General features: G+C 38.0%; 27 protein-coding genes. 18 read left to right on the forward strand and 9 right to left on the reverse strand.

All coding sequences use genetic code 11. From position 1 onward, the window contains the following. The first annotated feature begins 1 nt into the window (after position 1). The 9 genes from KRODI_RS03550 (at position 2) to KRODI_RS03590 (ending at position 6,235) form a co-directional block, all read left to right on the forward strand. Entirely contained in the window at positions 2-919 is a 918-nt protein-coding gene (locus KRODI_RS03550; RefSeq protein WP_013750201.1) for a glutaminase, read from the forward strand. Positions 920-1,260: 341 nt separating this feature from the next. Beyond that, the gene (locus KRODI_RS03555) at positions 1,261-1,920 is read left to right on the forward strand and encodes a hypothetical protein (protein WP_013750202.1); all 660 of its coding nucleotides are present in this window, start codon (positions 1,261-1,263) and stop codon (positions 1,918-1,920) included. Next, positions 1,895-2,620, forward strand: coding sequence for a hypothetical protein (locus KRODI_RS03560; protein WP_013750203.1), 726 nt, complete (start codon positions 1,895-1,897; stop codon positions 2,618-2,620). The genes KRODI_RS03555 and KRODI_RS03560 overlap by 26 nt, the downstream gene beginning before the upstream one ends. A 59-nt stretch (positions 2,621-2,679) precedes the next feature. Further along, on the forward strand, positions 2,680-2,973 hold the full coding sequence (locus tag KRODI_RS03565; protein WP_013750204.1) for a winged helix-turn-helix domain-containing protein: 294 nt from the start codon (positions 2,680-2,682) through the stop codon (positions 2,971-2,973). A 48-nt stretch (positions 2,974-3,021) separates the two neighbouring features. After that, the gene (locus KRODI_RS03570) at positions 3,022-3,492 is read left to right on the forward strand and encodes a Coq4 family protein (RefSeq protein ID WP_013750205.1); all 471 of its coding nucleotides are present in this window, start codon (positions 3,022-3,024) and stop codon (positions 3,490-3,492) included. After that, a complete protein-coding gene (locus KRODI_RS03575; protein ID WP_013750206.1) occupies positions 3,489-4,913 on the forward strand; it encodes a DUF4173 domain-containing protein in 1,425 nt (474 codons plus the stop codon). Before KRODI_RS03570 ends, KRODI_RS03575 begins: the two co-directional genes overlap by 4 nt. Next, a complete protein-coding gene (locus KRODI_RS03580) occupies positions 4,882-5,187 on the forward strand; it encodes a hypothetical protein (protein ID WP_013750207.1) in 306 nt (101 codons plus the stop codon). The genes KRODI_RS03575 and KRODI_RS03580 overlap by 32 nt, the downstream gene beginning before the upstream one ends. Before the next feature lie 2 nt (positions 5,188-5,189). Continuing rightward, positions 5,190-5,852, forward strand: coding sequence for a DUF1361 domain-containing protein (locus tag KRODI_RS03585; RefSeq protein WP_013750208.1), 663 nt, complete (start codon positions 5,190-5,192; stop codon positions 5,850-5,852). Next, on the forward strand, positions 5,852-6,235 hold the full coding sequence (locus KRODI_RS03590; RefSeq protein WP_013750209.1) for a DUF2809 domain-containing protein: 384 nt from the start codon (positions 5,852-5,854) through the stop codon (positions 6,233-6,235). The genes KRODI_RS03585 and KRODI_RS03590 overlap by 1 nt, the downstream gene beginning before the upstream one ends. On the opposite strand, the gene mnmD is transcribed toward KRODI_RS03590, so the two are convergent. Next, positions 6,219-6,902, reverse strand: a complete 684-nt coding sequence (mnmD, locus tag KRODI_RS03595) for a tRNA (5-methylaminomethyl-2-thiouridine)(34)-methyltransferase MnmD (protein WP_013750210.1) — start codon at positions 6,900-6,902, stop codon at positions 6,219-6,221. The genes KRODI_RS03590 and mnmD overlap by 17 nt on opposite strands. Positions 6,903-6,976: 74 nt before the next feature. Continuing rightward, positions 6,977-7,501 carry a DUF4920 domain-containing protein gene (locus tag KRODI_RS03600; protein WP_013750211.1) on the reverse strand — a complete coding sequence of 175 codons (525 nt, stop codon included), beginning with the start codon at positions 7,499-7,501 and terminating at the stop codon, positions 6,977-6,979. 81 nt (positions 7,502-7,582) lie between these two features. Between KRODI_RS03600 and KRODI_RS03605 the strand changes: the two genes are divergently transcribed. The 9 genes from KRODI_RS03605 (at position 7,583) to KRODI_RS03645 (ending at position 15,030) form a co-directional block, all read left to right on the forward strand. Then, entirely contained in the window at positions 7,583-8,647 is a 1,065-nt protein-coding gene (locus KRODI_RS03605) for a branched-chain amino acid aminotransferase (RefSeq protein ID WP_013750212.1), read from the forward strand. 144 nt (positions 8,648-8,791) lie between these two features. Then, the gene (locus KRODI_RS03610; protein ID WP_013750213.1) at positions 8,792-9,577 is read left to right on the forward strand and encodes a M48 family metalloprotease; all 786 of its coding nucleotides are present in this window, start codon (positions 8,792-8,794) and stop codon (positions 9,575-9,577) included. A gap of 81 nt (positions 9,578-9,658) precedes the next feature. Further along, positions 9,659-11,173, forward strand: a complete 1,515-nt coding sequence (gpmI, locus tag KRODI_RS03615) for a 2,3-bisphosphoglycerate-independent phosphoglycerate mutase (protein WP_013750214.1) — start codon at positions 9,659-9,661, stop codon at positions 11,171-11,173. Positions 11,174-11,185: 12 nt separating this feature from the next. Then, complete coding sequence (locus KRODI_RS03620) at positions 11,186-11,797, forward strand: thioredoxin family protein (protein ID WP_013750215.1); 612 nt, start codon at positions 11,186-11,188, stop codon at positions 11,795-11,797. Further along, positions 11,787-12,359: a thioredoxin family protein gene (locus tag KRODI_RS03625; RefSeq protein WP_144782991.1), complete on the forward strand. Its 573-nt coding sequence runs from the start codon at positions 11,787-11,789 to the stop codon at positions 12,357-12,359. Before KRODI_RS03620 ends, KRODI_RS03625 begins: the two co-directional genes overlap by 11 nt. A 128-nt stretch (positions 12,360-12,487) precedes the next feature. After that, positions 12,488-12,874: a DUF805 domain-containing protein gene (locus tag KRODI_RS03630; RefSeq protein ID WP_013750217.1), complete on the forward strand. Its 387-nt coding sequence runs from the start codon at positions 12,488-12,490 to the stop codon at positions 12,872-12,874. A 108-nt stretch (positions 12,875-12,982) separates the two neighbouring features. Further along, on the forward strand, positions 12,983-13,441 hold the full coding sequence (locus tag KRODI_RS03635) for a BT0820 family HAD-type phosphatase (protein ID WP_013750218.1): 459 nt from the start codon (positions 12,983-12,985) through the stop codon (positions 13,439-13,441). After that, positions 13,441-14,262: a type I methionyl aminopeptidase gene (map, locus tag KRODI_RS03640; protein WP_013750219.1), complete on the forward strand. Its 822-nt coding sequence runs from the start codon at positions 13,441-13,443 to the stop codon at positions 14,260-14,262. The genes KRODI_RS03635 and map overlap by 1 nt, the downstream gene beginning before the upstream one ends. Positions 14,263-14,265: 3 nt before the next feature. Further along, positions 14,266-15,030, forward strand: coding sequence for a class I SAM-dependent methyltransferase (locus KRODI_RS03645; RefSeq protein WP_013750220.1), 765 nt, complete (start codon positions 14,266-14,268; stop codon positions 15,028-15,030). A gap of 11 nt (positions 15,031-15,041) precedes the next feature. Here KRODI_RS03645 and KRODI_RS03650 read toward each other — a convergent pair whose 3' ends face one another. From KRODI_RS03650 to KRODI_RS03680, 7 genes are all read right to left on the reverse strand, one after another. After that, a complete protein-coding gene (locus tag KRODI_RS03650; RefSeq protein WP_013750221.1) occupies positions 15,042-16,037 on the reverse strand; it encodes an FAD:protein FMN transferase in 996 nt (331 codons plus the stop codon). Next, positions 16,037-16,399, reverse strand: a complete 363-nt coding sequence (locus tag KRODI_RS03655) for a hypothetical protein (protein WP_013750222.1) — start codon at positions 16,397-16,399, stop codon at positions 16,037-16,039. The genes KRODI_RS03650 and KRODI_RS03655 overlap by 1 nt, the downstream gene beginning before the upstream one ends. Before the next feature lie 135 nt (positions 16,400-16,534). Continuing rightward, positions 16,535-17,842: an NADH:ubiquinone reductase (Na(+)-transporting) subunit F gene (gene nqrF, locus KRODI_RS03660; RefSeq protein ID WP_013750223.1), complete on the reverse strand. Its 1,308-nt coding sequence runs from the start codon at positions 17,840-17,842 to the stop codon at positions 16,535-16,537. 2 nt (positions 17,843-17,844) lie between these two features. Then, the gene (gene nqrE, locus KRODI_RS03665; RefSeq protein ID WP_013750224.1) at positions 17,845-18,576 is read right to left on the reverse strand and encodes an NADH:ubiquinone reductase (Na(+)-transporting) subunit E; all 732 of its coding nucleotides are present in this window, start codon (positions 18,574-18,576) and stop codon (positions 17,845-17,847) included. Between the two features lie 50 nt (positions 18,577-18,626). Beyond that, complete coding sequence (locus KRODI_RS03670; RefSeq protein WP_013750225.1) at positions 18,627-19,274, reverse strand: NADH:ubiquinone reductase (Na(+)-transporting) subunit D; 648 nt, start codon at positions 19,272-19,274, stop codon at positions 18,627-18,629. Next, a complete protein-coding gene (locus KRODI_RS03675) occupies positions 19,274-20,020 on the reverse strand; it encodes a Na(+)-translocating NADH-quinone reductase subunit C (protein WP_013750226.1) in 747 nt (248 codons plus the stop codon). Before KRODI_RS03675 ends, KRODI_RS03670 begins: the two co-directional genes overlap by 1 nt. Positions 20,021-20,022: 2 nt before the next feature. Next, positions 20,023-21,246: an NADH:ubiquinone reductase (Na(+)-transporting) subunit B gene (locus tag KRODI_RS03680; protein ID WP_013750227.1), complete on the reverse strand. Its 1,224-nt coding sequence runs from the start codon at positions 21,244-21,246 to the stop codon at positions 20,023-20,025.

Consider the following 21,246-nt stretch of genomic DNA (forward strand, 5'->3'; position numbering starts at 1 on the left):
CATGATAGATTGCCAAAACATACTAGACAGCACTTATCAAAAGGTGTTGAAAATGGAAAATAAAGGAGCCGTTGCCAGCTATATACCTGAGCTATCGACAGTGAATCCTGATCAATTTGGCGTTTGTCTCATTACAAAAAACGGAGAACAGTTTACCTGTGGTGATGCCACGGTAAAGTTTTCTATACAAAGTATTGCTAAGGTATTATCCCTGAGCCTGGTGCTATCAAAAATAGGTGATAAGCTCTGGGATCGCATGGATTTTGAACCTTCTGGAACTGCTTTTAATTCGCTGGTACAACTGGAGAGTGAGAATGGGATTCCGAGAAATCCTCTTATTAATGCTGGGGCAATTGTAATGTGTGATATCATTTGTGACCTCTTTGATGACCCTAAAACGGCGTTATTAGATTACGTGCGAGAAGTATCAGGAATTAAGGATTTACAATACGCAACTGATATCGCAGCCTCAGAGCAGGCAACGGGATATCGAAATTATGCACTAGCAAATTTCATAAAGTCCTTTGAGAACATTCATAACACATGTAATCAAGTAACAGATTTATACTTTCACCTCTGCTCTATAGAGATGACGTGCGAGCAGCTGGCTTATACTTTTGGGTTTCTTGCAAATCAAGGTAAGCAGATCAAAACAGATATGAAAGTAGTAAAACCCGCTCAGGCAAAACGCATAAATGCCATTATGCAAACCTGCGGCTTTTATGATGAGGCTGGTGAGTTTGCCTTCCGTGTGGGTCTTCCAGGGAAGAGTGGCGTGGGTGGCGGCATGGTTGCCATTTTACCTAACGCATTTTCTATCGCCGTATGGAGTCCAAAACTCAATAAGCATGGTAACTCTTACCGTGGCATGAAATTCCTAGAGTACTTTACAGACGAGACTCAGGATACGGTGTTTTAAGAATTCCCTACCCTTTTTTACTTTCCTTTTTTGAGCAGAAGGGACATTGTTTATTTTGCGAGGTACCACCCGCTTTACATTACAATTACTCATTACGCTAGCGCTCCATTGCGGGATTTTTATTGCAATCGGGGCTATGGAGTCATGCAGTTGTTTCTTAAAGAAGGTACTTATGTATCGCAGTATCACCAATCATAATTTCTTTTAAAATACAAACTTCGCTCATCACCTACCTAGATTACCCTAAGCACATATCTCACAAACACTTAGAAAAAAATAACTTATAATGTTTGCGTAAAATCAAAATTAAAGTTTAACTTTGAATTTCAAAGTACTTTATTATGGAGTCATCAAAATATCTAGAAGACATTGCCAGCATCAAAACGATGATGAGCAAATCTTCCCGTTTTATGTCCTTAAGTGGATTATCTGGTATACTTGCTGGAGTGTATGCTCTTATAGCTGCCGTTGTTGCACATTATTTAATTCAAGGGCATATTCAATTATTTGCTTCAAGTAGAGAAGATTTTTTAAATCTCATTTTACGCATTTTTGCAACAGCAGAGCTTGCAGGAAACTTAATTATACTATTTCTAGTTACATTACTTCTCGCAATAGGCACTGGTATTATTTTGACCTATAAAAAAGCGGCAAAAAATAAAGAGTCCATCTGGGACAGTTCGTCAAAACGACTTATTGCAAATTTTGCCATTCCATTAGTTACGGGAGGAGTCTTCTCTATCGTACTTATACAATATGGTATAATAGGTCTTATTGCTCCAGCAACACTTATCTTCTATGGCCTTGCCTTAGTAAACGCAAGTAAATACACACTAGGAGATATCAAATACCTAGGACTTGCAAATATTATTATAGGCCTTATTGCTACTCAATTTATAGGATACGGATTGTATTTTTGGGCATTAGGCTTTGGCGTATTTCATATTATCTATGGAGCAATCATGTATAATAAATATGATAGACAAAAAGATGAGAAATAACTTACTACTAATTTTAGGACTTCTTCTTATAAGTTCTTGTTCAGAAAATACGCCGACAATAGTTTATGATGAAGATGACAAAGTCAATACTTCTGAGACAGTAAAAGATACCTTGAAGTATCAAATAGGAGATTTACCTATTAAAATTGATAGTTTAGATTATTTAATTCATCCAATTGGAGAAATAGCAGATTCGGAGAATAATAAAAAAAATACTTACAGTTACGGAGCGGATAATTATACCACCTTCCAACTTGCAACAGAAAGAGGGGATGAGATTTTTGGTCAAATGAAGAATCTATTATTTGAAAACATTAAAAATGGAGAGACAACATTATTGACTGATGAAAATATTGAAATTCAAAAAGTAAATTATTTGAGAGACGTAGCGGAATTATCTGGGAAAAATCACATCACCTATGAGGTAATAGATTCTGATACAAATAATGATCATACTTTAGACAATAACGATATACTTTCCCTTTATTTAAGTAATGGCGATGGAGTTGGCTTTCGAAAATTAACTAAAAAGAATAGCAACTTAATAGACTATAAAACTATACCAGAATTAAATCGTTTGTACTTCAAGAGTGTGTCAGACTCTAATAAAAATAGTGTGTTCGATAGGGAAGATGAAGTAATTTATCAATTTATTATTTTAGGTATTAACAAAATAATAGACTATAATCCAAGCAACTAATATTTTCGCGAAAGCGTAAACTACACACCACAGTAAATAGCCTATTCAAAATCACAAGAATGTCCATCATAAACAACATTAATAAAGCTTTTGATCATCGTATCCGCCTAGGGATTATGAGCGTGCTTATGGTGAATGAAAAAGCAGATTTTAAAGAATTAAAAGAGCTTCTAGGAGCGACAGATGGTAACCTTGCTAGTCACGCAAAGGCATTAGAAAAAGAGGCGTATATCGTTGTTCAAAAATCATTTATAGGCCGCAAGCCTAACACGAGTTATAGTGTTACAACCACAGGTAAAAATGCATTTAAAAAACATATTGAAGCGCTTGAAAAATTACTAGGCAACAACTAACTATATTTTTTTATCATTTTACTTTGAAATACAAAGTACTTTATAATTATGGAGACACTTCGCTATTTATTACTAGAACGCTTATATGAATGGAGTAAAATCCCGTATAGATTGCTTTTTAAAAAAGAAGCTGCTTGGGATATTTCTGTAAGAGAATTACTAGCCTATAGGCCACAGACGTTAGGGTACCATCTAGGTTGCTTCTTACTTATCCATCACTTCACCCCAGAGCCTCAACTTGAAGATCACGACGTCTTTCATGTGCTCACTAGTACTGGTATTGCTGTGCCTGACGAAATTGCAATGCAATGGCTACTCTTTGGTAACGGCAAGCGATCTCTATACCTCTTTATTGTACTCATCGTAGGTTCAACATTATTTATAGATCATTTTAAGTCATTTATAAAAGCTTTCAAGAGAGGAAAAAAAGCAAATCGATTTTATAATCTCAATTACTTAAATCTACTCACAGAACCAATCGCAGATTTACAACATACTTTAAAAATCAAACCTTTATGAAAACTTCAATAATCAGATGTCTAGGCGCTATACTTTTTAGTCTTCTATTTTACGGTCAAAGCCTTGGCCTCAATATGCTATTATTTTCAATAATTGCAGTAGTAGCGGTTCTTATCATTCGTCCGGAAACCAAGTCGAATAAGTCACTTATCTTCTCTGCTGGATTTTATATACTAAGCGCCCTATTTGTATTTACGGTAAATAGTCTCTTGGCTATCACTACTTGCATCATAGCTTTTATTGTATTTGCAGGAAGTATTTCTGGTATTAAAAACGCTGTTTATGTACAATGGCTTAATGGTATTTATCAATCTACTTTGGGTGTTTTACACAGTAAGATGAATCCTAATAAAGACATCCCTAAGGTAAAAAGTAATCACAATTATAAATTTATCATCCTTACCACAGCTATTGTCACTACGCTGGTAGTGGTTTTTGCGATGCTTTACGGTAAAGCAAACCCTATACTAGGTGAATGGATTGCTGCTATAAATCTTGATTTCGTAAACTTTAATTGGATACTTACAGCGGCTATGGGATATTATTTAATTTTAAATCTAACCTCAAAAGCAGAGCTAGACATCATTACTTCTATAGATCGCGATGCTTCCACTACCTTATCTGAACAACCTATATCTACTACTAAAGCTACGAGCCTTCATAGAGAACAGCTACTAGGCACCATTCTATTAGGAGCACTTAATGCGCTTATAGTATTGTTTATAATTACAGATATCTGGTATGTACTTCATGACCCGCTAGCCGATGCAGCAACACTTTCCACCACGGTACACGATGGTGTGAGTGCTCTTATCACTTCTATTATTATTGCGGTGACTACGATATTAATTCTCTTTAGAGGTGATCTCAATTTTTACAAAAAAAGTGAAACACTAAGGCATTTTACCTATGTATGGATTGCGCTTAACATCGTGATTATTTTACTTACTGCTTATAAAAATTATATGTACAGCAGTGGTTTCGGGCTTACTTACAAAAGAATAGGTGTCTTTATCTACCTCGCACTAGGTATTGCCGGTATGATTACCACTTATGTAAAAATTGCTCGTAAACTCAATCTATTATTTATGCTCAAAGCAAATACCCGTACTGCTTTTGTGCTTGTTATCATGAGTTCAAGTTTTAGTTGGGATCGTGCGATTACTACATATAATCTGCATGAAGTAGCCTCTCCAGATGTCAATTATCTCCTCTCTATGGGGAGTAGCAATGGAGATATTTTATACGCTTTCGCGAAAGCAAACCCAGAAAAACCTGTGAATCGTACAAGTATTCAACATCGCTATGAGCAATGGCAAACTTCTTTATCTGAAGAAACCTGGCAATCCAAAACACTTCTAGGCCTACTAAATCCAAACACCTCAACTTATGAAATTACCGACACCGCAGCACGCAATTAATCGATTTGCGATAAAGCTAGCAGCATTTAGTGCCTGTCTTGGAATCTTATTTGTATTTGTATATATGATTACGAATGATAGTGAAGTTGGTATGGCAGGTTATTTACACCTAATCCCAACAGTAATCGTACATCTCGTGGTTTTTATATGGGTATTCTTTAATACTGCAATACATCGCAATGAGCTTCCAGAGCATTTTTTGACACTAGTCATTATGCTATTAAATATTCCGCTAGCTTTTGCATGCGGGGCAATTGTTCTTAATTTTTTATAGTCATGGAAAAAATTATCATCTCAAAACTTAGAGAATTCTATATTCTCATAGGAGGTCTTTTACTATGCTTCATTTTACTTGCAATACGCATTAAGATGACTGGGTCATTTTTCTTTCTCTTTTTAGTGTGGAACCTATTTCTTGCCTTTATACCTTATGCTTGCTCGCTGCTTTTAATATCAAAAGAACAATGGATGCAATCTAGCTGGAAGTGGATTCCTATAGCAGTGATATGGCTGCTGTTTTTACCAAACACTCCCTATTTAATAAGTGACCTACAACATTTACAGCATAGCACTCCAGATGTTATTTGGTACGATATCCTAATGCTTACAGCCTTTGTGTGGTACGCGTTATTTATAATGTGCTTAACGGTAAGTGACATGCAAAAGCTTCTCGTTTTAAAATTGAGATCTCAATATATTACTTATGTTATCATAGGCATATTTATCCTTAGTGGCTTTGGCATCTATTTAGGTAGATTTTTAAGATGGAATAGCTGGGATATTATTCAAAACCCTATGAGCCTTGCTTACGATATATGGTATCAAATAAGGCATCCATTTATAAATAGTAAAACCTGGATAGTCACATTTGGCTACGCAGCTACGATGATACTTTCCTTTTTTGGACTACAATTCACTCATTCAAAACACAAAAACTAATGCGCTTATCACTTAAATACATCATCGCATTTTTAGTATTACTAGCGACGGAAATATACATCGCTATCTACATACACGACGACTTCATAAGACCCTACCTAGGTGATAGTATCGTTGTAGTGTTAATCTATATGCTTACAATGGGATTGTTTAATATTCCGAGAAGTTTTAAAAGCAAAAACATTACGGCGCTGGCGGTATTACTATTTGCTTTTATAGTAGAAGGCCTACAAGCAATTTCCTTTATAAACTACACCGGCCTAGCAGATAATAAATTGGCACGCATTATTCTAGGCACCTCGTTCTCGTGGTGGGATATGCTTGCGTACGTAGGTGGATATCTCTTTATAATAGTTTTTGAAAAGCTTAGAGAACAAGCTTAGTCGCTCTCAACATCTCGCGTTTTCCTGGAGGTCCTGGGAGTCGCTCTACTCGAAAGCCTACTGCTTGCATTGCTCTCCTTGCAGCTCCTTGAGCACAATAAGTTGTCAGAACACCATTTGGTTTTAGTGCATTAAACATTTTTGCAAAGATTTCTTCGGTCCATAATGTAGGTTGAACTCTTGGACCAAAGGCATCAAAATAAATTAAATCGAAAACCTCACTATCAGTAATATCTTCAAAACGCTGCTTGCGCTTTGTCAGCTTAAAATGATCACTTATTTCTATTTGCTTTTCCCAAGCAGCATCGTGTAAGTCATTATAAACGCTTGTAGCATCCTCTTCCTCAAGCTGACTGGCATAATCCATCGCTGCAGCTTCCTCTTGAGAAACGGGATAAGCTTCTGCTCCCAAATAATTAAAAGAAACTTGATATTTATCTCCTTCAAAATAGGTGAGCAATGCATTGAGTCCCGTTCCAAAACCCATTTCTAATATCGCAATTTCTTTTTGATCTCGATGTTGTCCCACGTAGTGCTCTAGTCCTGTCATTAAAAATACGTGACGCGCTTCTTGTATCGCTCCGTGTTTAGAATGATACTGCTCATCCCACTCTGCAATGTGTATCGTCTTTGAGCCGTCTCCTGTCGTGATAATTTCTCTTTTCATTTGTGTTAGATAATACTAGTAAAAAAAGGGTAAGCCTGCGCCTACCCTTTTTTAATGATTTTATAAAATAGGAATTACTCTGCTTTAATTAACACACCATCTGCCATAAAACGCAACTCGCGTTCTGGCTTTGTGATTGCAGCAATCTCCTCTTTGGATTTCCCAGCATCTTCAGCCATGTGACGTAACTCATCTACAGATACTTCTTCTAGATAAGCTTTACCTTCTACAACGGCATTTCCATCTTTAGTATCCGTAGGCACAAAGAATCCGTAATCTTTGAACTTTACAAACACTTGTTCCTCATCTGCTATATCTAAGCGCATCCAGCAACCTTTTGAGGCGCAAACATCATTAATAGGTGCTTCAAATTTCACAACTGCAGTATCACCTTCGGCAAGTGCTGCATATCTTTCTGCTACCTCGCTTTTGGTTAATGAATTTTCTAAAGAAATTGCAGCTCCATAACTCACATACTCATCTTGTAGCGTGGTATTTGCAGATTCCGCTTTCGCGAAAGCGTTATCATTAGCACCTTCATGCTCCTTACAGCTCATTATAGTCAAGGCAATTAAGAATATTGTTGCTAATATCTTCATAATTAGTTCATTTTAGTTTGTACATCGCAAAATTATGCAAAAATCATTCATTGAGGACGGTAAATCGCTAAATTTGTAGTTATGGAAACAACCTCTACACTTCGTATCGAAAAGCGCAACGCCTCAAAAATAGGCGATGTGGACTTTAGTAACCTTGCTTTTGGAAGCGTTTTTACTGATCATATGTTCTCTATAGAATATGCAAATGGTGCATGGCAACAACCAGAAATCGTTCCTTACGGACCGATACCTATGGAGCCTAGTGCTAAAGTTTTTCATTACGGTCAAGCCGTTTTTGAAGGAATGAAAGCCTTTAAAGATGACAACGGAGATGTCTTTTTATTCCGTCCAGAAGATAACTGGGCTCGTATAAATAAATCTTCTGCCCGTCTTGCTATGCCAGAACTTCCTAAGGATATCTTTATGGAAGGACTTACTGAACTTTTAAAACTAGACGAAGCTTGGATAAAGGCTGGTGATGGTAACTCATTATACATACGCCCGTTTAACATAGCAACACAATCTGGAGTTTCTGCATCACCTGCAGATCGTTATAAATTTTTAATCATACTTGCTCCTGCACAGTCTTACTACTCTGGAGAAGTAAGTGTAGTTTTTGCAGAAAAATATAGCCGGGCAGCAAGCGGTGGCGTAGGATTTGCAAAAGCAGCAGGTAACTATGCAGCCCAGTTTTACCCTACTAACCTTGCTAAGGAAGAAGGATACCAACAAATTATCTGGACAGACGCAAACACACACGAATACTTAGAAGAGGCAGGAACAATGAATGTATTTTTCCGCGTAGGAGATACACTTCTTACAGCACCTACTAACGATACAATCCTAGACGGAATCACACGTAAGAGTGTTATCCAACTGGCTAAAGATGCTGGAATCACTGTAGAAGTGCGCCCAGTAGCTGTAAAAGAAATTGTTGCTGCATCTGAGGCTGGAGACCTTAAAGAGATTTTTGGTGTAGGTACAGCAGCAGTAGTGGTTCCTTTTAAAAGTTTTGCTTATAAAGGTGAAGATCACAAACTAAACGCACCAGAAAATAGCTACGGTATGAAGTTTAAGAAAGCTTTAAACGACATACAGTACAACCGTTCTGAAGATAAATATGGCTGGAGAGTTGCTGTAAAGTAACACCCAGTGCACTTATATCAAGTCCCAAATCCCGCAAGGGTTTTGGGACTTTTTGCTTATAAATAAAGGCTATTCATGTATCTTAAATACGAACTAAAGACTTTTTAAGTAACTTAGAGCCACAAATAAATTAACCATCATATTATGAAAAGAGGCAGTGGTCTTAAGATCAGATTACTTATTGGTGTTGCTATTGTTGCTTTTGCACTTTTTAAAAATTGCAGCAATCGCGAGGAAAATCCATATACAGGAAAGGTACAGGCAATAAGTATGTCTCCAGACGAGGAGATAGCAATGGGGATTCAATATGCCCCGCAAATGGCAGAGCAGCATGGCGGTTTACACCCAGACCAGCAACTTCAATCTTTTGTAGACCAAGTGGGAAACAAACTTGTACAAGAAAGTATGGCTCGTGAGACACCTTATAGATATGACTTCCATTTATTGCGAGATGAACAAACCGTAAACGCATTTGCACTCCCAGGAGGGCAAATATTTATTACGTATGCCCTACTTTCAAAACTTGAAAATGAAGATCAAGTCGCAGGTGTTCTTGGACATGAAATAGGTCACGTTCTAGGTAAGCACAGCGCAGAGCGTGCCGAAAACTCTAGCATGTGGTCTACCATCTCTATGGGTGCAGAGGTAGGCGGCGGCATGGGCGGTGCTGCTGGTTCTATAGGTCAGAGTGTGTTACTAGGTAACGGCCGTGATGATGAGTTAGAAAGTGATGACCTAGGGGTACGTTTTATGATACGCGCTGGGTATGACCCATACCAGATGATAGGTGTGATGAAAATACTTAAAGCAGCAAGTGGTGGCAGTAGCCAGCCAGAATTCTCTAGCACACACCCAGATCCAGAGAATCGTATTGAGCAAATAAAGGAGAGTATCCAGAAATATGGTTACACGGGTCCAGCTACAATGTAGCGCAACCGTTTTCGTTAAAACCCTTATAAAACCTCGCTCTCGCGAGGTTTTGTTTTTATCTTTACGTTATAACCTAAGAAAATGAATAAGAAAACAATACTCATGATACTTGATGGATGGGGCATGGCTCCAGACAAGAAAGTATCTGCTGTAGACCAAGCGCAAACGCCATTTATAGATAGCCTTTACAATAAGTACCCACATGCTCAATTACTCACTCATGGTGAGAATGTAGGCCTCCCAGAAGGTCAAATGGGTAATAGCGAAGTAGGCCACATGAACCTAGGTGCTGGTCGTATTGTATATCAAGATTTTGCTAAAATCAATAAAGCACTCAAAGATGATACGCTTAAAGATGAGCAAGTATTGAAAGATGCTTTCGCTTTCGCGAAAGAAAACAATAAATCTGTTCACTTTCTAGGTCTTGTTTCTGATGGAGGTGTACACTCACACATCAACCACCTTAAAGGTCTTATTCTCGCTGCCGAAAATGCAGGAGTTCCTCAATCTTACATTCACGCATTTACAGATGGTCGTGATGTAGATCCAAAATCTGGAAAAGAACTTATAGGAGATATTTCTGCTTTCGCGAAAGCGCACAACGCACAACTAGCATCTGTAATAGGTCGCTACTATGCGATGGATAGAGACAAACGATGGGAACGCGTTGCTCTTGCATATAATCTAATTACCAAAGGTGCTGGAACACCTACTAAAGATGTTGTACAATCTATTCAAGATAGCTACGATGCCGGAAAAACGGATGAGTTTATTGACCCGATATTTGTAACCCAAGATAACGAGAGTATATCTACCGTTCAAAAAGGTGATGTGGTGATCTTCTTTAACTTTAGAACAGATCGTGGTCGCGAACTAACAGAAATGTTGTCTCAAAAAGATTTTCTTGAGCAAGACACTCAAAAGCTAAACTTGTACTACGTTACCATGACAAATTATGATGACACGTTCACAGGTATGAAAGTCATCTATGATAAAGATAACTTAGTAAATACCTTAGGAGAGGTACTTGCAAATGCTGGAAAAAAGCAAATACGCATCGCCGAGACTGAGAAGTACCCACACGTAACATTTTTCTTTTCTGGAGGCCGAGAAGAACCTTTTGATGGAGAGTCTAGATTGCTCGCACCTTCACCAAAGGTTGCCACCTACGACTTACAGCCAGAAATGAGCGCCTTTGAAATACGTGATAAGATAGTTCCAGAAATAAACAAAGGAGAGGTAGATTTTGTTTGTCTCAACTTTGCAAATCCAGATATGGTAGGTCATACCGGTGTTATGGAGGCAGCAATTAAAGCTTGTGAGACTGTAGATATTTGTGTTAAAGACATCGTTACCACCGCCGAAGAAAATGACTACACCGTAATCATCATTGCCGACCATGGAAATGCCGAGGTAATGATTAACCCTGATGGCTCTCCAAATACGGCTCACACAACAAACCCTGTACCCGTAATTCTAGTTGACAAGGATATCAAGAAAATTAATAATGGTATTCTATCTGATATTGCTCCTACGGTTTTAAAACTATTAGGCGTGAATCAACCGGGGGTTATGGATTGCACACCACTAATATAAATTACAAAGACAATGAAACATTTTTATATAACACTCGCACTTCTTGCTCTTATGTCAAGTTGTGATAGCTCAAAAAAAGCAGTAGAAGCCACTCCTACCCCTCAAGTTGCAGAAACTGTAGAACCAAAAAAACCTGCCAAGCCTGCACTCCCAGCGGTAGTGGCAAAACCTGCTCCAAAACAAAAGACTATGCTCGTAGGCAAGGAAGATAGAAGTGCGCTCAAGCAAGCTCCTTTTGATAGTTGGTTTAATCCTAACTATGCAAAATATGTAGTAAATACAGATTACATAAAAGACATAGAGAAAGGGCTAGAAGGTGTTACTATCACTACTTTTATGGGAACATGGTGTGGAGATAGTAAACGTGAGACCCCTAGAATGTTTAAGATACTTGATGAAGCTTCTTTTAAAAATCAAGACTTAGAGCTTATCACAGTAGATCGTACCAAGAAAAAACCTACAATATATACCGACGGGAATAACATCATACGTGTACCTACTTTTATCTTTAAAAAAGATGGTAAAGAAATAGGACGTATTGTGGAGCGTCCAGTAGAAAGTCTAGAAGAAGACATGCTTAAAATTTTAAATGGAGAACCTTATAAACACTCTTATGAAAACTAATATTATTGCCTTAGCAGCCATTATAGCACTCACTTTCTCTTGTAAAGAAAAAACCCCTACCGAAGAAGTTGTGGTGGTAGAAGAAGTAGAAGTTGTAGATAAAAATGTGGACGACAATGGGATTGCCATTCTTTTAGGCGCACAAGAGCGAGAAACCCTAGAGTCTGAACCATATAACGAATGGTTTATGAATAGCTATAAGAATCATACTATAAACATGGAGTCTCTTACGGCTATAAAAGAAGGTCTCAAAGACGTAAGAATTACCATATTCATGGGAACGTGGTGTGAGGACAGTCAGCGTGAGGTACCTGCTTTTTTCAAAATTCTTGATGAAGTAGATTATGAAAGTGAAACTGTAAAACTTATCACTGTTTCAGAGGACAAAACAGCTCCAGAAGAACTAGTAAAAGGAAAAGATATAACAAATGTGCCTACATTCATTTTCATGAAAGATGGTCAAGAACTAGGTCGCATTGTAGAGTATCCTCTAGAAAGCTTAGAGAAAGATATGGCAAAGATTCTATCTGGCGAAGATTATAAGCATGCTTATGCTGAGTAAATAGACGATTAATACTTAATCTTAAAACCCTCATCTTCATGAGGGTTTTATTTTTTTATATAATTTCAAAGGAGCTATGATTTTTATTAGCTTAGCGCCTTAAACATTAATCAAAAAACAATCAATTTATGAAATGGTATTTAAAAGTAGTAAGAGACAATTATGCAAACTTTGAAGGAAGAGCGCGCAGGGAAGAGTATTGGATGTTTGCGCTTTTTAATATTATTTTCGTAATGCTTTCTTATATTCCACTTATTGTTGGAGCAATTATGGAGAGTGAAGCGCTAATGATGATAGGAGGTCTATTACTTTTTCTGTACATAGTCGCTCTATTCATACCTAGTATTGCGGTAGTAGTGCGCAGGCTTCATGACCAGGGTAAAAGCGGCACTTGGTACTTTATAGGCTTTGTGCCATTTATAGGCGGTATTTGGTTATTGATACTTATGGCTACAGAAGGAACTCACGGCCCTAATCAATACGGTTCAGACCCAAAAGGTGACTTGATACAATAACAACTATTTATTTATAAATAAGGGCTTCTAATAATTCATTAGAAGCCCTTTGCTATTATGTATAACTAACCGTTGATCTTTTTGTAATTTTGCATAAACTTTAAAGCAATCGAAACAACAAAAACCATAGCTGTAGATTTTGACGGAACCATTGTAGAAAATGCGTACCCGGGGATTGGTAAGCCTATGTTATTTGCTTTTGATACCCTTAAAAAATTACAACAAGAAGGAAACCGCCTTATTCTATGGACCTATAGAAGTGGCGCTCGCTTAGATGAAGCGGTTCAGTTTTGTAAGGATAATGGCATAACATTTTATGCCATAAATAAAAGCTATCCAGAAGAAGTTTTAAGCGAAGAGATAAGCCGCAAGATCAACGCAGATATTTTTATTGATGATCGCGATGTACGTGGTATGATGGGCTGGGGAGAAATCTATCAAATATTAGGCAGCAGTGCCGAGAAATCACCTACGCTAAAACAGAAACGCAGTAAACCTGCTAGAAATAAAACAAAGAAGAGCTTTATGTCTCGCATAGAGGAGCTTTTTAAAGACGAAAACGCATAATGGCAATTATACAGAAAACAAGAGAAGAGATAGAATTAATGCGTGAAAGTGCGCTAGTAGTATCTCGTACCTTAGGCATACTTGCTGGAGAGGTAAAACCAGGAGTAACCACACTATATCTCGATAAGATAGCAGAAGACTATATACGTTCACAAGATGCGATTCCAGGTTTCTTGGGTTTATACGATTTTCCGAACACACTTTGCATGAGTCCTAATGACCAGGTTGTTCATGGAATTCCTAACAACAAACCTCTTGTAGAAGGAGATATTATCTCTATAGATTGTGGAGCTATCAAAAATGGCTTCTATGGCGATCACGCCTACACATTTGAAGTAGGCGAAGTAGCACCAGAAGTAAAGAAATTACTTGAAGTTACTAAGCAATCTCTTTATGTGGGAATAGAACAACTTAAAATAGGGAATCGCGTAGGTGACGTAGGGTATGCTATTCAGAAATTTACAGAAGATCATGGCTATGGTGTAGTGCGCGAACTTGTAGGTCACGGTCTAGGAACTACCATGCATGAAGATCCAGAAATGCCTAACTATGGTAAACGTGGACGTGGTAAAAAGTTTATAGAAGGGATGGTAGTAGCCATCGAACCTATGACTAATATGGGAACTCGCAATATCACACAGCACAATGATGGCTGGACGATTACTACGCGCGATAATAAACCAAGCGCTCATTTTGAACATGACGTAGCTATACTAGATGGCAAGCCGGAATTACTATCTACTTTTGCTTACATCTATAAAGCACTAGGAATTGAGAGCGATGAGGAAACTCCTTTTCGCCAGCAAGCTTTAGTGCTTTAACTAGTGAAAAAGCTTTTCAAATTTTTCTTAAACGCCATTCCGCGACCTTTATTAATAAGGGCTAGTTATGTGGTGAGACCTATTATGGCTACCTTTTTGAAAGGTGACCGTTACGAGGATCCTATAGACGGAAAAACATTTAAGAAATTTTTACCGTACGGTTATGGTACACCAAGAGAGAATGTACTGTCTCCATCTACGCTCTCACTAGAACGTCACAGACTCTTATGGCTTTGGTTACAACGGGAAACAGATTTCTTTACTTCCCCAAGAAAAGTGTTGCATTTTGCTCCAGAGCAAGCTTTTTATAAACGCTTTCGCGAAAGCGCACACCTTGATTATACTACCACAGATTTAAACTCTCCGCTAGCAGATGTAAAAGCAGATATATGTGATTTGCCTTTCGGCGAAAACAGTTATGATCTCATATTCTGTAATCATGTATTAGAGCATATCCCAAATGATACTAAAGCGATGCAAGAATTATATCGCGTGTTAAGACCAGGTGGGATGGCGATTTTACAAATTCCTCAAGAGCTAGATAGAGCCTCAACCTTTGAAGATGACACCATCACAGATCGTGACGAAAGAGCTAAGATTTTTGGACAATATGATCACGTTCGTGTCTACGGTCGCGACTATTTTGACAAGCTAAGAAGTATAGGGTTTAAAGTAGACGAAGTTGATTACACAAACACCCTATCTCAAGAAGAAGTAGATAGATATAGACTAGCTCAAGGTGAGATACTACCTGTTTGTTATAAGTAATCTACGAGGTTTTAATCCTGAATATATTCCTCAAACCCCTCCGTCATATACACTCCACCGTCATAAACTAAGTAAGCCTCTACGTCTTGACCTTTTAAAGCTTCCTTAGCACGATCAAGGCCCATTGCCATACATGAAGTTGCCCAAGCATCTGCCGTAGCGCAATCTACTGCGATAATGGTTGCACTAAGGACATCACTGCGTTCTGCAGAACCCGTAAGTGGATTTAAAGTATGAACGTATTGCTCGCCTGTAGTTTCATCAATACGATTCTTCCTATAATTACCAGATCCAGCCATTGCCTTGTCTCTTAGACCTACCAATGCGCTATGTGTACGTTTTTCTAAAGGCGAGTCAAGATTTTCTATTCCAACTATCCAAGACTCTTGTTTTCTTTCATTAAATCCAGAAGCCACTATTTCTCCTCCTATATCTACAAGAAAATTACGGTATCCTTCTTCATTCATAAAGATGCCAACTCTATCCACACCATAACCTTTTGCCACAGCATTAAAATCAAAATATATCTCTGGATAAGTCTTTTGGATTTTATCATTTTCACTGAGCGTTACCTTATCCCAACCTACATACTTCATTAATGAATCAAGAGCCGTGCTATCAATTAACTTAAGCGCCTCTGTATCTCCAAATCCATACGCATTACGCAATGTTCCTACTGTAGGGTCAAAATAGCCTGATGTGGCTTTATTAAGCTTTCGCGAAAGCGAATACACATCCTTAAACATATCATCTATTACAATAGTACTATCTCCTCTATTAATCTTAGAAATATCACTATCGGGCAAATAAGTGCTCATTGATTTATTAACTGCATAAATAACAGAATCAATTCCTTTTTTGATACGAATTGCGTCTTGCTCTGGACCAAAATATTTTACTGCATACGTAGTTCCAAATGCATCTCCTTGGATAGTAATCTCATCTGCTACATTATCTTGTTTACAAGAAAAAATAGTAATGGCTAGAAAAAGTAAAAGTAATCTCATTAAGTTATTTCTTGAAGTCCGTTGTATATCTCTCGATAAGGCTTATCCTTCTCTACTGGTAATTGATAATTATCACCATGTCCAAGCCCTACTCCAGCATAAAAAGTGCGGGCTTCAAACTTTATAGCATGATCACGCATTCTTATCATTTGCGCCTCGTCATACAGATTTGCATCTTCTGGGAATGTACGAGCTCGTACGATAACAAAATGTAATTTTTTATCCTTGAGAGCCACAAACTGTGGATCCTTTTTAAGCTTAGAATTTACTGCCATAAATTCGTAGCCTTGACTAGTAAGATCATCTCCCACGATATTCATCGCGAGGTTATGAAGCTCTTGTTCTGTGAGGAGTTCTGCCATAATACAAAGATAATATTCATGTTTATTTCTACCTAACCACCCGTTACTTTTGAAAGCACTCAGGAGGGTAGAAACACAAAACCCGATACATTGCTGTATCGGGTTTTTAGGTTTTCGCGAAAGCGAAATTATATACTATCCTCCAAAGTCATCAAAACGAATGTTCTCATCTGGAATTCCATAATCTTCTCCCATTTTCTGAACAGCGTTGTTCATAAGAGGAGGACCACAGAAGTAAAGCTCGATATCTTCTGGAGCTTCATGTTTACTTAAATATTGATCAATTACTACTTGGTGAATGAAACCAACAAAACCGTCTCCTTCTCCATCTGTAGAATCTTTTACTTTCCAGTTATCTTCTTCCATAGGCTCAGAAAGCGCTAGATAAAACTTGAAGTTAGGAAATTCTCTTTCTAACTCACGGAAGTGCTCAAGGTAGAACAATTCGCGCTTAGAACGTCCTCCATACCAGTAAGTAACAGTACGTCCTGTTTTAAGAGTTTTGAATAAGTGATACAGGTGAGAACGCATAGGCGCCATTCCTGCTCCACCACCTACGTAAAGCATCTCAGACTCAGACTCGTTTATGAAGAACTCTCCATAAGGACCAGAAATTACTACTTTATCACCAGGCTTTTGTGCAAATATATAAGATGAGGCAACCCCAGGGTTAACATCCATCCATTGGTTTTTTGCTCTATCCCATGGTGGAGTAGCAATACGTACGTTCAACATAATCTCACGACCTTCAGCTGGGAAGGAAGCCATTGAGTATGCACGCTCTACGGTTTCATTATTTTTCATGGTAAGTGGCCATAAACCAAACTTATCCCATTCTGCTTGAAACTTATCTGGAGTTTCATGCTCCTCTGGGTGAGCCGTGATATCAATATCTTTATAATTGATTGTACATTCAGGGATTTCAATCTGAATATAACCTCCAGCTTTGTAGCCCATATCCTCTGGAATCTCTACTACAAACTCCTTAATGAATGATGCTACGTTATAGTTACGTACTACGGTTGCATCCCACTTCTTGATCCCAAATACTTCTTCTGGGATAGTGATATTCATATCTTGCTTTACTTTTACCTGACAAGCAAGACGCGCTCCATGAGCAAGTTCTTTACGAGAAAAGTGTGGCGTTTCTGTAGGCAATGCTTCTCCACCTCCTTCAAGAACGTGACACTCACACTGTATACAAGTACCTCCACCTCCACAGGCAGATGGTAAGAATATTTTGTTGTTACCTAATGTAGAAAGTAATGTACTTCCTGAGGCAACCTCTACTTGTTTCTCTCCGTTTATTGTAATTGTTACAGGCCCCGATGGAGATAGCTTTTGCTTTGTAAAAAGCAATAATCCCACGAGCAGTAACGTAAGTACCAAAAAGGCAGCGATTGTCGCGATGACAACGCCGGACATTGATGCGGCTAGTATCATAATTAGTTTTCTTTTTCGTTAGCAATTTTGTCAACAGCGATCATAGCTACCGGTTGACCTTCTTCTTTTACTTCTATCTGTGCAGCTTCTACTGCTGGAGCTTCTTCTTCATCACCTCCAGTAAGCATTCCTCCAAAACTCATAAATCCTATTGCCATCAATCCTGTGATGATAAATGTAATCCCTAATCCTCTTAAAGGCGCAGGAACATTTGAGTAACGTATTTTCTCACGAATGGCAGCAATTGCAAGAATTGCTAAGAACCAACCTATACCAGAAGATATACCGTAGTTGAAGGCAAGACCTAACGTTTGGATATCTCTAGATTGCATAAACAATGACCCTCCTAAGATGGCACAGTTTACTGCAATAAGTGGTAAGAAAATACCAAGTGAGTTATACAGTGATGGCGAGAATTTCTCTACTACAATTTCCACCAGTTGTACCATTGTTGCAATAGTTGCAATAAATAATATAAACGATAAGAAACTTAAGTCATAATCTGCATACTCGGGACCTAACCACGCTAAAGCACCGTCACGTAATATGTACTGATCAAGTAACCAGTTAATAGGCACTGTTACCGCAAGTACAAATATTACTGCAGCTCCAAGTCCTACAGCAGTAGTAACTTTTTTTGACACCGCTAGGTATGAACACATTCCTAAGAATGTTGCAAATACCATGTTATCGATGAAAATGGATTTAAAAAATAATTCAATATGCTCTAACATATCTTTGATTTTATAGGTTTACGCTTTCGCGAAAGCGTGAAAATTAATTCTTAGTTCTCTTCTACTAAAGCAGGATTTCTTGATCTCTGTACCCAGATAATCAAACCTACCACAATAAGTGCCATAGGTGATAGCAACATAAATCCGTTGTTCTCATATCCTATACTGTACAGTCCTGTTTTTTCAATAGGATCTCCAAGTACTTTAAATCCAAGAAGTGTTCCTGAACCTAGGAGCTCTCTAAAGAAACCTACCATAATAAGTATCACACCATAACCAAGTGCATTACCTATCCCATCTAAGAATGATCTATAAGGCCCGTTTCCTAAAGCAAATGCTTCAAAACGCCCCATAATAATACAGTTTGTAATAATCAGTCCTACAAAGACAGATAGCTCTTTACTCAGCTCATAAGCAAATGCCTTAAGCGTTTGATCTACCACAATTACTAGCGTTGCTACAACGATAAGTTGTACAATGATTCGAATTTTTGAAGGAATCACATTACGTAAAAGCGATATTACAACGTTACCAATCCCGAGTACAAAAAGTACAGAAATTGCCATTACAATAGATGCTTTTAATTGCGCTGTAATTGCAAGTGCAGAACAGATACCTAATACTTGAATAGTAATTGGGTTATCATCTGCAAGCGGATCAAGTATAAGTCTTTGATCTTTTTTTGATAGTATCGCCATTATGCTTTGGTTTTAAAATCTTGAATAAATGGAACGTAATTCTTAAGTGTACTCTTAATCATTGCACTTACACCATCACCTGTGATAGTAGCTCCTGCAAGAGCATCTACTTTATTATCTTCTTTACGTTCGTTTTTTGGATCGTTATTACCCTTTGCTACAGTGATTCCAGAATATTGTGTCTTAGACATTATCTGCTCTCCTGTAAAGTCATCCATAAAATAACGCTCCTTGATATTTGCACCAAGTCCAGGCGTCTCACCTTTGTGATCAAAATACACACCTTGTACAATCAAGTTATCGTCTAAAGCAACGTAACCCCAGATAGCATCCCAAAGTCCTTTACCGTACATAGGTACAACATAAAACTTCTGACCATCTTTCTCACCTACAAACAGAGGCATCTTACGCTCATTTTTAGGTAATTTACTTTGCTTCTTCATATCTACAGTAAATGCCTCTTCACTTTGTGTGATTTTACCACTCTGTATAATGTAAGCTTCTTTGATGTATTTGTCATACTCTGCCTCTACCTTATCAGTAGGGATAAAGTTAACACCTCCTTCACCTTCAACATTCTCATTCACACCCATTGCATACAGAATGTTCTGTTGCTTTTCAAAGCGCTCATTTTCTTTAATTGCTGGCTTAAGACCTGTTGCAAGTCCTGCAAGCACTCCTCCTACTACAACTACCATAATAGTTGCAAATAGAATCGTATATCCGTTTCCGTCTGTCTTTGCCATCGTTATGCTGTTTTAAGTTTAAGACGTTTCATTCTCTTCTTCACATTCCCTTGAACCACGTAGTGATCAATAGTAGGAGCAAATACATTCATTAATAAGATTGCAAGGAATACTCCTTCTGGGTATGCTGGGTTAAATACACGAATCATGATAGAGATAAATCCTATTAAGAATCCGTAGATGTATTTCCCTTTGTTAGTTTGTGATCCTGTAACTGGATCTGTTGCCATAAACACAGCACCAAATAAGATACTACCTATAATAAGGTGTTGCCAGAAAGGAACACTCATTAATCCGTAAAACTTACTTGAGCTATCAATCCATCCTGCGTCAACTACACCATTAAAGATAAGCCCCATTACTAGCGCTCCTGCTATCGCAGAAAGTATGATTCTCCAGCTTGCTATCTTTGAAAAGATCAAAAATGCCGCTCCAAAAATGATTAAAAGCTTTGAAGTTTCTCCTACAGAACCTGGTATAAAACCAGCAAACATGTCCCAGTAGTCATAAGCAACAGTACTATTCTGTGCATAACTACCTAAGATAGTTTCTCCAGAGATTGCATCTGGCTGTCCAGCCATATCTACTGCTTGGTGTACCCATACTTTATCTCCAGACATCCAAGTAGGATATGCAAAGAATAAGAAAGCACGGATAGTAAGTGCAGGGTTAAGGATGTTCATCCCTGTTCCTCCAAATACTTCCTTACCTATTACCACACCAAAGATTACTGCTACCGCAAGCATCCATAATGGAATATCAATAGGAACAATAAGTGGCACAAGCATTCCCGTTACTAGGTAACCTTCTTCTACTTCATGTCCTTTTATAACTGCAAAAATAAATTCTACAAGAAGACCTACACCGTAAGAAACCACCACAAGTGGTAATACTGTCCAAGCTCCCATTGCAAAGTTATCCCAGTTCCAGAAATTTCCATCAAAGAAACCTACAGCTTTATACTCTGCTGCTGTTCCAGCTACCTCTGCAACTGCATAGTAATGCTGGTATCCAGCATTAAATATTCCAAATAACAAACAAGGAATCAATGCAATGATTACCGTGTTCATTGTTCGCTTTAAATCATCTACCGCTCTAATGTGACCACCACTATGTGTTGTCTCGTTAGGAGCGTATAAAAAAGTGTGAAGTGCGTTGAAAGCCGGAGCCATCTTCTTCCCTTCATACTTCATTTTAAGCTTATGTAAACTTTCTTTCATTCCCAT

It is taken from the genome of Dokdonia sp. 4H-3-7-5, assembly GCF_000212355.1.
Taxonomy (GTDB): Bacteria; Bacteroidota; Bacteroidia; order Flavobacteriales; family Flavobacteriaceae; genus Dokdonia.